Origin of the sequence: Brevundimonas denitrificans (assembly GCF_030160755.1) — a bacterium.
Classification (GTDB): domain Bacteria; phylum Pseudomonadota; class Alphaproteobacteria; order Caulobacterales; family Caulobacteraceae; genus Brevundimonas; species Brevundimonas denitrificans.
Genome location: NZ_BSOY01000021.1, coordinates 24057 through 36356, shown reverse-complemented (window position 1 = coordinate 36356; position 12300 = coordinate 24057). Strand labels below are relative to the sequence as shown.

The window sequence follows — 12300 nt, the reverse complement described above, 5'->3', positions numbered from 1 at the left end:
GGCGCTCAGGGCCTGGGCGTGGGCAATTTCGGCGTCCCGCTCAGCCACCACGCCTTGCTCCGCGAGGCTTTCCTCGCGCTCGTGGGCCTGCTCGGCGGCCACCGCGTTGGCCTGGGCGGCGTCAACCTCGGCTCGCAGCCCCGCCGCGTCTCCGCTGACCAATACCGCCAGGGCCTGACCGGCGCGGACGGACTGTCCCGGCGCCACCAGGACCCGCTCGACCCGGCCGCCCACGGAGGCGGCGACCGCCGCCCGAGCGTCGACCATGGGTTCCACCCGCCCGGACAGGCGGGTTTCGCTGCCGCCGCCGCCGGTGACCGCGACTACCGCGATACGGGCAGCGTCGATCTGCGCCGGCGTCAGAAGGAGCACGCCTTCCTCGCCTTCCTCTTCAAGGTGTTCGGCCTCAGCCGACTCCGCGGCGCTCGGGTCCGCCGCAGGGCGGGTGAGGACATAGATGCCAGCGCCGCCGAAGACGACGACGGCGGCGACCCCCGCCGTGAGCCAAGTTCGATTGATTTGAGGGATACGGTTCATGGCTGTGTTCCAAACGGGGCGCGGCCTTGCAGGCGCGCGAGGTCGATTTCGGCGCGGACGCGAGCGAGGCGGGCGTCCACGGCGGCGTTGCGGGCGTTGATCAGGGCGGCGCGCGAAGAGCGAAGTTCGAGTTGGGAGATGCGCCCAGCCTCGAAGCCGATCCGGGAAAGGCGGTAGGCCTCTTCGGCGGCGGTCACGCCGGCATCGGCGGCGGCGACCCGGCTGGCCGAAGCCCGGAGCCGGGCCTCGGCGGCGTTGCGGTCCGCCTCGGCCTCCTGACGGGCGCCGATCAGCCGGGCCTCGGCCGCCCGGAACTCGGCGCGTGCCGCGTCGATGGCGCCCCGGTTCCGGTCGAACAGCGGCAACGGCATGCTGACGCCGAAGGTCAGGGCCGTGGCGTCCTCGGCTTCGTAGCGCCGGATGCCCACGGAGGCGGTGACGTCGGGGCGGGCGCGAACCCGTTCGACCTCGATGCGGCTCTCTGCGGCGGCGCGTTCCGCCTCAGCGACCAGAACCTCGGGAGCCGCCCCGACGGCGACGGTCACACCGGCCGGGGTTCTATCCAGCAGACTCGTATCGATCGAGGTGACCGGCGTTGGCAGCATGGCTACTGCGGTCAGACGGGCGAAGGCCGCGTCGCGTTCCGCCTGCGCCTCGTCCAGCGTCGCGCGCGCCGCCGCCGCTTCCGTCTCACCCTGGATGCCGCGCAGAAGCGGCTCGCGGCCTTCCTCCACCAGGATCAGGGCAGCGCGGGTATCGGCGATGGTCACCGTCAGCGCCTCCTCGGCCAGTTGGAACCGCCGTTCGGCCGCTTCGGCCTCTGCATAGACGAGAGCCAGTCGGCTCGCCGCCTCGACGTCGGCGAGGTCCCGGCGCAGGGCGGCGGTCCCGGCTTCGGCACGGGCGACACCGACACGAGCGCTGCGGCGGCCCCACAGTTCGAGGTCCTGGCTCAGGGAGAGGGTGGTCTCGGCGTTGTCGTAGCCTTGGAATGGGCCGGTGCCGAAGGCGTTCTCCGCCTCCAGTCCCAACACCGGATTGGGGCGAACCCGCGCCTGACGGACCCGCGCCTCGGCCGCGTCGAGCAGCGCATCGGCCTCCACGGTCATCGGTGTCAGGCCGATGCGTTCAAGCAACGCCTCGAAAGAGGGCGCGGGATCGGCCCAGGCAGGGCCGGTGACCGCCGTCGCCATCGCGACCACGGCGCAGCCGATCGCAAGACGCGACCGACCAGATTTCAGGGGTGGCATGTTCCAAATCCCAGCAGTTCCAAACGATTCACGCGCGCCAAAAGGCGCCGGGCATCGTCAGGCTCTGGGAGGGCGTTCCAGGCCGCTCGGCGCGCGAGATGCCAGGGGCTCGGACGCCGGTCGCAACAGCCTCAGAGCGGTGATCGGATCGGCGGACGCGTGCTGGGGCGACGATGGCACGGTCGTCCCGCCGTGGTGGCAGTGCCCGTGCGGACAGGCCGCATGATCGGCGGGTTCGACCGGCTCGTCGCCCGCGTCTTCCAGAGTGAGGGCCGCTGAATGGGACGCCTCGGCTTCAATCGCGCAGGTCGCCGCGTCGGCTGTCGGAATCAACACGAACACCGCCAGGATCAGCGCCAGCAGCGCCGACATCAGTCCATATCTGGCCTGCCGTCGTTCCATGGAGTGCGTGTAGCACGAATAGGGCCTGCCACAACCGGCCCATCGTCGCAGCTACGCGGCCTTTAGCAGTGGCCGGGCTCGCGGCGAGACGCCCCTACGACTCTCTGACATGCCGTTGTTCTTCGACCGCCCACGTTGCGGGTGAGCCCACCGCCACATCCGTCAAGTCCTTTCGCCAGCGCGCCGCTTTGATCAATGCCCGAGCCACACTGGCGCGATCTGGCGCAGTGGCGACGACTCGGCCGTTTCGCAGCCCGATGAACCCTCGGCCGTCGCGCTCCGGTGCGATCTGGCAGAGCTGGTTTCCGTGGAAGAAGGACAGGCTGCTCACTAGGCCAACTCCAACGGGACAGTAACAGCATGCTTGGCCTGCTTGGTGACCAGAACCCAACCTTGCGGTTCCCCCGCGATCGGCACAGCGCGCACTCGTCCGGCCAGTCGTAAGGGCCTCAGACAGGCTCGGACGCGTTTGGCCATCGTGATTTCCAGCTTCTTGTCTGCGGGATCGAGGTCTCGCCGCTCAACGACCGCCTGTGCCAGCGCTCTCGATGTGAGCGGTCCTTCGGCCTCTCTCAGACAATCGACGACAATGCCGGTGATCTCTCCCGGCGCGGCGGCGTGGGTCGGCCGGGCCCGCTTCGGGGCGATTTCGCCGATGTCGATGTCCGGTTTGAGCAGGACAAGGACCGCGTCCAGGTTTTGGATCGCCTTCTGAAGGTCGCGAATGAGCCGTTGATGTTGCTCCAACTCCCCGTCCAGCTCGGCGCGTTTGCGGACAAGGGTGTGAAGGGCGACGGAATGCTCGGAGCCGAAAGGGATGATCGAACTTGCCATGCCCTCACCATAAAGGCAGGGGTTCCCACGGTCTCGGTTGTCAAGGTGTGTTTGCTACCCATAGCCGGGGAAGGTTGCGGAGGACCGTGCGCCCTCTCCCGGCGGGAGAGGGCTTGGGCGCACGAGCGCGGAGCGATCGTCCTTGCGCGAAAGGGTGAGGGGTTTCGGTGTCAGGCGCCGGAACCCCTCACCCCTGCCCCTCTCCCCATGGGAGAGGGGTTCAGTGTGCGCTATCCCTGCCCCATGACCGCGCTCTTCGGCCCCCTCCCCCTCCCCGACCTCCTCCTCCTGCTCGCCGCCCTGACGGCGGCCGGGCTGGTCGGGGGGCTGGTGGCCGGGTTGTTCGGGGTCGGGGGCGGGACGGTGATCGTGCCGGCAGTGTTCTATGCCTTCGAGGTGCTGGGGGTCGGGGGCGAGGGCAATCTGCATACGGCGATCGGGACCTCGCTGCTGACCATCGTCGCGACCTCGTGGCGGTCGTTGCGGGCCCATCGGGCCCACGGCGCGGTGGATGAGGCGGTGCTGAAGACCTGGACGCCGTGGGTGGCGGCGGGGGCGCTGGTCGGGGCGGCGGTCGCCGGGTTCACCTCGATGCAGGGGCTGGCCATCGTCTATGGCGTCTGCCTGCTGGTCGTGGCGGCGCAGATGGGGCTGCTGTCCGAGCGGGTCACGCTGAGGCGCGACCTGCCGGAGGGCTGGGGGCGGCGCGTCACCGGGACGGTGATCGGCGGGCTGTCGGCCATGATGGGGATCGGCGGCGGCAGTTTCGGCGGCATGATGATGACCCTGTGCGGCCGGCCGATCCATCAGGCGGTGGCGACGGCCTCGGGCTTCGGCCTGGCCATCGGGGCGGCGGCGACGCTGGGGTTCGTCGTGTTCGGCTGGGACGCGGGCGGACGGCCGCCGCTGTCGCTGGGCTATGTGAATGTGCCGGGAGCGGTGGTGATGGCGGTGCTGACCACGGCGGTCGCGCCCTGGGGGGCGAAGCTGGCCCATTCGCTGGACCGGGCCGTGCTGCGACGGGCGTTCGCGGTGTGGCTGCTGGTGACGGCGGGGGCGGTGGTGGTGAAGGCGCTTTGAGTGGCCAGTGGTTAGTGGCTAGTGGTCGCTGGATCAGTCACCGGTGTTCGAAGGCGTCCACCGGACGTGCCGCCGCAGTTCCCTAGCCACTGGCCACTGGCCACTCCTACGGCCGCAACGTCAGCCCCACCGGCGTGGCGCTGAAGGACGACAGGCGGCCGAGGTAGCTCATGCCGAGCAGGCTGTGGGGCAGGCCGCGCTCGACGACCAGGGCCTCGACCTGTTCGACGCGCGCGCCGGAGACGGCCACCGTCCGCAGGGCGACCGGGGCGGCGCGGACGGGGCCGGAGGCGGTGATGACGGTGGCGGAGAAGTCGCCGGTCCCGAGCCGCAGGCCGAGGCGGGCGGCGTCGGCCGGGGTCAGAACCACGACGCTGGCGCCGGTGTCGACCATGACGCGCACGGCCCGAGGTCCGTTCTGGCCGTCGATCAGGGCGTCAGCCCAGTAATGGCCGTCGGCCGCCTTGAGCACCTGGGCCGGGCCGCCGTGGGCAGGGGCGTCGGCAGGGGCGTAAACGGCCGCGGGCGTGGCGGCGTGCGCCTGCCCCCGCGCGTCGGCGTGGTTCAGCCACCAGGCGGTGGTCAGGGCGGACGCCACGGCCAGGGCCATGACTCCGAAGGAGGAAAGGTCGAAACGCATACGCAGCTCGCCGTGAACGCGCCGCTTCTGCGGCCCCTCCCCTGTCGCACACGGCGGTTGGCATGCGGTGAAGGGGCGTGGTTTGCGGGGGGTTAAAGGGGAGAGAGGGTGTGGGGTGTGGGGTGTGGGGTGTGAAACGAAGCAAACGTCCGCGCGGGCCTTCACCTCACCCCTCACCCCTCACCCCACACCCTACGCCCCACACCCTCCGCGCGCTTCGCGCGCGGGCAGCTCCGCCATGATCGCCGCCCGTTCCGCGTCGGTGAACCCGCTCCAGCCGCCGATCTCGGACAGGGTGCGCCAGCAGCCGAGGCAGAGGCTGGTGGCGCCGTCGACGACGCAGACCTTGACGCACGGCGTGGCGATGCTGCGAGGCGGGCCCTGAGGCGCTTGAGCGACAGTTGATGACATGAATGCGAAATATGGTCCGGCAGCGGAGTAAAATGGGTTGCAATTTTCGTGTCACGGCGTTAGCTTGACCATGACGCGAAACGACTATGACGGTGAGATCCCCGAAAAGCACGACGCGTCTCTTTTCATCAATCACTCGAAAGGAGACGCCAGATGAAAGACCGAGACCGCAATCTGCAGCACGCCATGATGTCCTTCGCCCTGTGGGGCGGGATGCTGGTGAATACGAAGAACGGCCATGGGGCCGGCGACCGCGTGGTCAGCCACCCGTCGAACTTCGTGCCCATCAAGCTTCGCAAGCGCGACTAGCCACGACGCCTTTCGGGCGCACGGCGCCGCAGACGACACAGCCCCGGTCCGCAAGGTCCGGGGCTTTGCAATTCACCCGTCAGGGTTCGTCATTCGCGTGATCGCTCAACCTGTGCCAGAGTAATTACTCGAGGGGTGGGGACCATGTTCAGGCTGAAGGCGACGCTCGTCGCCATGACGCTCATGCGGCCATGGCGAACCGGCTGGTCCGAGGACCGCGGGGTGGACTTTTCGCTGGCCGCGGCGGTGCGGCCGACCCCCGCGCCGCCTGGGGCGCGTGACGAAACGCCCGCCGCCGAACCGGCCTGTTTCATCGACGAGGACTGGGCCGCGCCGCCGTCCGCCGCGGTGGTGCGCAGCTTCGTCAGCCTGGCCGCGGCCGAGGCGGCGATCGAACCGCCGCCCGAAGACGCCGCGGACACCGCCGGCATGCGGGCCTGGTGGTCGCTGTCGGGCAAGCCCTCGCGGACGTGACATTGCGGCGGGGACGCGCCTGCGGCACATCGGGCGGATGACCCTGATCCGCCGAGACCGCCGCGACCATATCGAACTCTGGACCCTGGACCGGCCCGACCGGCTGAACGCCCTGCCCGACCTGGAGGACGGCGAGGCCTTCGCGGCGGCCTGCGAGGCGGTCAATGCGGACCCGGGCGTGCGTTGCGTGGTCCTGACCGGGGCCGGGCGGGCGTTTTCGGCCGGCGGCGACCTGAAGGCGATGAAGGACCGGCGCGACATGTTCGCCGGCTCGGGGGCGGAGATCCGGGAGCGCTATCGCCGGGTGGTGCACCGGATCGTGCGCTCGCTCTACGGGCTCGAGGTTCCGCTGATCGCGGCGGTGAACGGGCCGGCCATGGGGCTGGGCTGCGACATCGCCGGGCTGGCCGACATCCGCATCGCCTCGGAGACCGCCAGTTTCGGCGTGCCCTTCCTGAAGCTGGGCATACTGCCGGGGGACGGGGGCGCCTGGCTGATGCCGCGCAACATCGGCTATGCGCGGGCCGCGGAAATGCTGTTCACCGCCCGGGTGCTGGATGCGCCGACGGCGATGGAGTGGGGGCTGGTCAGCCGGGTGGTCGCGCCCGAAGCGCTGATGGCCGAGGCCATGGCGATCGCGGAGGAGGTGGCCTCACGCGCGCCCCAGGCCCTGCGCATGACCAAGGCCCTGCTGCGCCAGGGCCGCGACGCGACCTTCGACCAGATCCTCGAGATGACCGCCTCGATGCAGGCGCTGGCGCACCTGAGCGAGGACCATCTGGAAGGGGTGACGGCGGCGCTGGAGAAGCGGGGGGCGAGCTTCACCGGCGGGTGAGTGGGTAGTGGCTAGTGGCTAGTGATTAGTGGCTGGCCGCCGCCGGTGCGCGAGCGCGGACCGCGCCGCCTCCCGCAGGCGATGAGGCTGCAATCACTAGCCACCAGCCACTAGCCACTAATCACGCCTACCCCGCCTGCGCGGGAGCCCGCATGGCGCGGCCGGCGGGGACGCCGACGGCGGCGGCGCGGGGGGCGCCGGCGGTCTCGCCGGGCTTCATGAATTTCACCAGCACGCGCTGGCCGATCAGCAGGGGGGCGTCGCCGGCGGTGACGACGACCTCGACCACGCGCTCGTCCGAACGCTGCGACGGATCGTCAGAGGCCAGCTTGCGGGCGCCGAAGACGGCGGCGCGGCGCAGGACGGCGCCGACATAGACCTTGGACGGATCGCCCTCGGGGGTGATCTCCACGGCCTGGCCGGGGGTGATGTTGGGGATGTCGCTCTCGACGATCTCAGCGCGGGCGATGCGCGGGGCGTCGGGCTCGAGGTCGAACATGTTGGACACGTTCAGGGTCGAGGCGCCGGCGCCGGGGTTGGCGTAGCGGCGCACGATACGGCCCGACTGGGGCGCGCGGATCACCGTCAGCTCGACATTGTAGGCGGCCTGGTCGCGGCGGGCGCGGGCGGTCTGGACGGCCGCCTGCTGCGAGCCGAGCCGGGCCTGGGCGGTGGCGATGGCGTCGCGGGCCTGGTCCATGCGCGAGGCGGCGACGAAGTTGGACTCGACCAGACGGGCGAGGCGGTCGTGCTCGCGCTGGGCGGTGCGGATGTCGACCTGGATCAGTCGCAGCTGACTTTCGGCCTGGGCGACGTCGGCGTTGGCGCTCTGCAGGGCCAGACGGGGCTCGTCGTCTTCCTGACGGGCGAGGATCTGGCCGGCGACGACGCGGTCGCCCTCCTGCACCAGCACCTCGCGGACGACGCCGCCGCGGCGGGCCGCGATCTGGATGATGCCCCCCTCGACATCGACCTTGCCGTTGGCGATGGCCGCATAGGGGCTTTCGACCCGGGTGGCGGCGGCCTTCTCTTCCTCGGCCTTCTTCGCCTTGCCGGCGTTCTGCATGAAGGTGAAGCCGACGATGACGACGACGATCAGCACGAGGCCGATCCAGAGCCATTTTTTCTTGAGGAAGGCGGGCATGACGTAGTTCCTGGGACGGTTCAGTGCGAGGCCAGCGTGGCGTCGGGATTGGGGGTGCGGCGTTGGTCGTCGATGATCACGCCGTCTTCGATCTTGATGACGCGGTCGGCCCATTCCTCGAGGCGAGGGTCGTGGGTCACGCAGATGACGGCGGCGCCGTGTTCAGTGGCGGCCCGGCGCAACAGACGGATGACGATCTGGCCGTTCTCGCCGTCGAGGGCGGAGGTCGGTTCGTCGGCGAACAGGATCTGCGGGTTCTTGGCCAGACAGCGGGCGATGGCGACGCGCTGCTTCTCGCCGCCCGACAGGGCCGAGGGCCGCTGGCCGAGGCGGTTGCCGAGGCCGACTTCCTTGAGCGTCGCGGTCGCCTGGCGCTTGGCGTCGCCCTTGGACAGGCCCTGGAATTTCAGCACCACCTCGACCTGTTGCAGGGCGGTCAGGGCGGGGAAGAGGTTGAAGCCCTGGAAGATGAAGCCGCAGTGGTCGAGGCGGAATTTGTCGATCTTGCCCGACGACAGTTTCCAGAGGTCGTCGACGTCGAGGGTGTCCACCCGGCCCTCTTCGGGCCGCAGCAGGCCGGACAGGGCGGCGATCAGGGTCGACTTGCCCGAGCCCGAGGGACCCATGACCATGGTCAGGTCGCCGTGGCGGGCGTCGAAATCCACGCCCTTCAGGACCTCGATGAAGGCCTTGCCGGACTTGAATCGCTTCACCAGGCCCTTGGCCTCGATCGCGAAGTCGCCGTGCTTGCCGTGGGTGCTGGTCTTGCTCATCGCAGCAGGTCCGCGGGCTGGCTGTTCTTGAGGATGCCGAGGGACAGCAGGCCCGACAGCATGGCGATGACGACGAGGCCGCCGCCGACGATGAGCAGCAGGATCGGCGGCAGGGCGATGATCACGGCGTTGGCCATGGCCAGCATCTGCACCAGCAGGGTGAGGCCGATGGCGGCGGCGACGCCGACGAGGCCGACCCAGAAGCTGAGCTCCATGACGATGCGATTGAGCGAGCCCATGCCGACGCCGAGGGCCCGCAGCGAGGCGAACTCCTTGATATTGGCCATGATGGCGCCGCGCAGGGTCTGCCAGGTGATGGCCACGCCGATGATGGTGCCCAGCACCACGCAGCCGCCGATGATGATCACGAGAATGCCTTCCTCGAACATGGCGCCGGCGTTGGCGTCGGCCAGCTCCTGACGGGTCCATGCCTTCCACTGGCCTTCGCCGAGGGCGTTCAGCTGGGCGGCGACGACCGTCGCCTGGGCCGGATCGCGCAGCTTGATCATCAGGGGCCCGACCCGCGGGCCGGTATCGGCCTGGCCGAGCATCCGCAGGGTGTCGCGCGACATGACGATATTGGCCTGCATCATGTTCGGATAGCCGCGCGTGATGCCGACCACGGTGACGGTCTGACCGTTGTAGAGGGCCCGGTCGCCGAGCTTGACGCCGAGTTTTGTGACGGCCGTTTCGTCGATGGCGACGGTGTAGGGCTGGCGCAGGGCGTCGACCAGCTCCTGGGAATAGTCGGTGGGAATGGTGACGGCGCCGGGCGTGGTGTCGATGATGCTGGCCTGGACGAATTCCTGCTTCGGCGCGCCCTGACGGGCCCGTTCGGCCTGGGACATGGTGGGGTCGACGTTCTTGACCGACTGGAAGGAGCCGCCGGCGCCGTCCAGCGGCTGAACCTCGATCACCTGCGGATTGCGATAGGCCAGGGGGATGAAGCGGCGCGGCACGCCCGAGGGGCCGCCCATCAGGCTGGTGGCGCCCGGCTGCATGATGATGATGTCGGCGCTGGACCGCTCGATCGTGGCGGTGAAGCCCTTGCCGATGCCGATGAAGACGCCGGTCATGGCGAGCACCAGCAGGCCTGACAGGGCCAGGGCCATGACGGCGGCCATATAGCGCCGCCACTCATAGAGAAGGGTTGAAAGTGCAAGCGACATGGAAACGGAAAGACCCCTGACGTTGACAGCTATCTGACGATGCAAGGGAGCGGGGCCAAGTTAAATCGGGGTAAGGCGATCACCGTTACGGATTTGTAAGCCGGCGCGCGGCGATGGACGAAAACCGTTCATCGTGTCTATGCAGATGACAACGATCGGCGACATCCGCCGACACCCTGGGAGATTTCGCAGAATGCTGCTTCGTTCGCTCCGCGCCGCCGTGTCGGCGACCGCCTCGATCGCCGCTGTCGCCGGCGTGCTGGCCCTGATGGCCACGCCTTCCACCGCCCGCGCCGATGAAGGCATGTGGACGTTCGACAATTTCCCGATCCAGATGGTCAATGACAAATACGGCACCCGGATCGACCAGGCGTGGCTGGACCGCGTCCGCAACGCCGCCGTCCGCATCCAGGGCTGTTCGGCCTCCTTCGTGTCCGACCAGGGTCTGATCCTGACCAACTGGCACTGCGTCGTCGGCTGCGCCCAGGAGCTGTCGTCGCCCCAGCAGGACTATGTGAAGAACGGCTTCCTGACCGCCAACCGCGAGGAAGAGAAGCGCTGCCCCGGCCAGACCGCCGAGGTGCTGGTCGACATCGTCGATGTGACCGACCGGGTGCTGGGCGCCGGCGTCGGCCTGGAAGGCGCGGCCTTCAACGCGGCCCGCACGGCCGCGACCAATGCGATCCAGACCGAGGCCTGCGCCGGCGATCCGAAGTTCAACTGCCAGGTCATCAGCTTCTACCGCGGCGGCCGGTTCGCCCTGTACAAATTCCGCCGTTATGAAGACGTCCGGCTGGTGTTCGCCCCCGAGAACCAGGCGGCCTTCTTCGGCGGCGACCCCGACAATTTCAACTTCCCGCGCTACGCCCTCGATGCGGGCTTCCTGCGCGCCTATGAGGACGGCCGTCCGGTCGAGAGCCCCGGCTTCCTGCGCTGGAACCCGAACGCCCCGGCCGAGGGCGACCCGGTCTTCGTCGCCGGCAACCCCGGCTCGACCTCGCGCCTGCTGACGATGAGCCAGCTCGAGCGCCTGCGTGACCAGCAGCTGCCGATCACCCTGATCCAGAGCTCGGAGCTGCGCGGCCGGCTGCTCGAATATTCGCTGACCGGCGACGAAGCCAAGCGCGTGTCGTTCGACCCGATCTTCGGTCTCGAGAACGGCTTCAAGGCCCAGTACGGCCAACATCAGGCCCTGCTGGATCCCGAGTTCCTCGGCGCCCGACGCGAAGCCGAGACCGAGCTGCGCGCCCGGGTGGCCGCCGATCCCAACCTGGTCCAGCAGATCGGCGACCCGTGGGCCGACCTCGAGCGGGTGCAGGCGACCGCGCGCGAGCTGTACCTGCCGGTCCGGCAGCTGGAACAGGCCGCCGGCGGCGGCTCGACCCTGTACCAGATGGCCCGCGCCATCGTGCGGGCGTCGAAGAATACGACGATGACCGAGGCGCAGCGCGCGCGTCTTGTCGCCACCGTGGGCGCCGAGACGCCGATCTCGATGGAGATGGAGGAAATCCGCCTCCGCTACTGGCTGTCCAAGACCCGCGAATATCTGACGGTCGATCATCCGGACGTGAAGACGCTGCTGGGCCGCGAGAGCCCGGAAGCGCTGGCCGACCGGCTGATCTCGGGCACCCGGATGGGCGACGCCGCCTTCCGCGCCCAGGCCGCGGCGATGACCACGGAACAGATGGCGGCCGCCGATCCGCTGCTGGCCTTCATCATCGCCAATGACGCCGCCGCCTCGGCGATCGGCGCGCGCTGGGCCGCCGAGGTCAACGCCCCGACCGCCCGCGCGGCCGAAAAGGTCGCCCAGGCCCGGTTCGCGGTCTACGGCACCAACCAGTATCCCGACGCCACCTTCTCGCTGCGCCTGTCGTACGGCCAGGTCGCGGGCTGGAGCTATCGCGGCGTCACCGTGCCGGCCTTCACCTATATGGGCGGCCTGTACGAGCGGGCGACGGGCGCGGAGCCGTTCAACGCGGCCCAGGCCTTCATCGACAACGAAAGCCGGGTCAACAAGGACACGGTGTTCGACTTCACCTCGACCAACGACATCATCGGCGGCAACTCGGGCTCGCCCGTGATCAACGCCGCCGGCGAAGTCATCGGCGCGGCCTTCGACGGCAACATCCACTCGCTGGGCGGCGCCTATGGCTATGACGGGGAACTGAACCGGACGGTGTCGGTGTCGACGGCGGCGATCACCGAAGCCCTGCGCAACATCTATCCGAGCCCGCACCTGCTGGAAGAGCTGGGGGTGGAGTAAGCGTCCTTCTCCCCTTGCGGGAGAAGGTGTCAGGCGAAGCCTGACGGATGAGGGGTCGCTCCGGTCTTGCCGGGCGACCCCTTCGTCATTCATGGTCCGTTCGCCCGCTGGCCGACGCCGGCACGACCCCTCATCCGACCCGCTGCGCGGGCCACCTTCTCCCGCAAGGGGAGAAGGAA

General features: G+C 69.4%; 13 protein-coding genes and 2 pseudogenes. 6 read left to right on the top strand and 9 right to left on the bottom strand.

Annotated elements, in window-relative coordinates; all coding sequences use genetic code 11:
• The 4 genes and pseudogenes from QQJ79_RS06505 to QQJ79_RS06490 form a co-directional block, all read right to left on the bottom strand.
• Positions 1–537, bottom strand: a pseudogene (locus QQJ79_RS06505) (efflux RND transporter periplasmic adaptor subunit); the annotation flags it as partial.
• A complete protein-coding gene (locus QQJ79_RS06500) occupies positions 534–1787 on the bottom strand; it encodes a TolC family protein (protein ID WP_284222110.1) in 1254 nt (417 codons plus the stop codon). The pseudogene QQJ79_RS06505 and the gene QQJ79_RS06500, both read right to left, overlap by 4 nt.
• Positions 1788–1844: 57 nt before the next feature.
• A complete protein-coding gene (locus tag QQJ79_RS06495) occupies positions 1845–2159 on the bottom strand; it encodes a hypothetical protein (RefSeq protein ID WP_284222109.1) in 315 nt (104 codons plus the stop codon).
• Positions 2160–2519: 360 nt separating this feature from the next.
• Positions 2520–3023 (bottom strand): hypothetical protein, encoded by a 504-nt coding sequence (locus QQJ79_RS06490; RefSeq protein WP_284222108.1) that lies wholly within the window; start codon positions 3021–3023, stop codon positions 2520–2522.
• A 243-nt stretch (positions 3024–3266) separates the two neighbouring features.
• Here QQJ79_RS06490 and QQJ79_RS06485 point away from each other — a divergent pair, with 243 nt between their 5' ends.
• On the top strand, positions 3267–4103 hold the full coding sequence (locus QQJ79_RS06485) for a sulfite exporter TauE/SafE family protein (RefSeq protein WP_284222107.1): 837 nt from the start codon (positions 3267–3269) through the stop codon (positions 4101–4103).
• A gap of 106 nt (positions 4104–4209) precedes the next feature.
• On the opposite strand, the gene QQJ79_RS06480 is transcribed toward QQJ79_RS06485, so the two are convergent.
• Together QQJ79_RS06480 and QQJ79_RS06475 are read right to left on the bottom strand one after the other, a co-directional pair.
• Entirely contained in the window at positions 4210–4743 is a 534-nt protein-coding gene (locus tag QQJ79_RS06480; protein WP_284222106.1) for a retropepsin-like aspartic protease family protein, read from the bottom strand.
• A gap of 192 nt (positions 4744–4935) precedes the next feature.
• Entirely contained in the window at positions 4936–5154 is a 219-nt protein-coding gene (locus tag QQJ79_RS06475) for a DUF1289 domain-containing protein (RefSeq protein ID WP_284222105.1), read from the bottom strand.
• A 153-nt stretch (positions 5155–5307) separates the two neighbouring features.
• Between QQJ79_RS06475 and QQJ79_RS06470 the strand changes: the two genes are divergently transcribed.
• From QQJ79_RS06470 to QQJ79_RS06460, 3 genes are all read left to right on the top strand, one after another.
• Positions 5308–5463 carry a hypothetical protein gene (locus tag QQJ79_RS06470; RefSeq protein WP_284222104.1) on the top strand — a complete coding sequence of 52 codons (156 nt, stop codon included), beginning with the start codon at positions 5308–5310 and terminating at the stop codon, positions 5461–5463.
• 144 nt (positions 5464–5607) lie between these two features.
• Positions 5608–5937: a hypothetical protein gene (locus QQJ79_RS06465; protein WP_284222103.1), complete on the top strand. Its 330-nt coding sequence runs from the start codon at positions 5608–5610 to the stop codon at positions 5935–5937.
• A gap of 37 nt (positions 5938–5974) precedes the next feature.
• A complete protein-coding gene (locus QQJ79_RS06460) occupies positions 5975–6772 on the top strand; it encodes a crotonase/enoyl-CoA hydratase family protein (RefSeq protein ID WP_284222102.1) in 798 nt (265 codons plus the stop codon).
• A gap of 127 nt (positions 6773–6899) precedes the next feature.
• Here the strand turns inward: QQJ79_RS06460 and QQJ79_RS06455 are convergent, their stop codons facing one another.
• Genes QQJ79_RS06455 through QQJ79_RS06445 form a run of 3 tightly spaced genes read right to left on the bottom strand, consistent with a single transcriptional unit; the run spans position 6900 to position 9858 of the window.
• A complete protein-coding gene (locus QQJ79_RS06455; RefSeq protein ID WP_284222101.1) occupies positions 6900–7916 on the bottom strand; it encodes an HlyD family secretion protein in 1017 nt (338 codons plus the stop codon).
• A gap of 20 nt (positions 7917–7936) precedes the next feature.
• Complete coding sequence (locus tag QQJ79_RS06450) at positions 7937–8689, bottom strand: ABC transporter ATP-binding protein (protein WP_284222100.1); 753 nt, start codon at positions 8687–8689, stop codon at positions 7937–7939.
• On the bottom strand, positions 8686–9858 hold the full coding sequence (locus tag QQJ79_RS06445) for an ABC transporter permease (RefSeq protein ID WP_284222099.1): 1173 nt from the start codon (positions 9856–9858) through the stop codon (positions 8686–8688). Before QQJ79_RS06445 ends, QQJ79_RS06450 begins: the two co-directional genes overlap by 4 nt.
• Positions 9859–10051: 193 nt before the next feature.
• On the opposite strand from QQJ79_RS06445, the gene QQJ79_RS06440 reads away from it, so the two are divergent.
• Positions 10052–12121: a S46 family peptidase gene (locus QQJ79_RS06440; protein ID WP_284222098.1), complete on the top strand. Its 2070-nt coding sequence runs from the start codon at positions 10052–10054 to the stop codon at positions 12119–12121.
• Positions 12122–12135: 14 nt separating this feature from the next.
• Positions 12136–12299: pseudogene (locus QQJ79_RS16055) on the top strand (hypothetical protein); the annotation flags it as partial.
• Position 12300 lies beyond the last annotated feature (1 nt).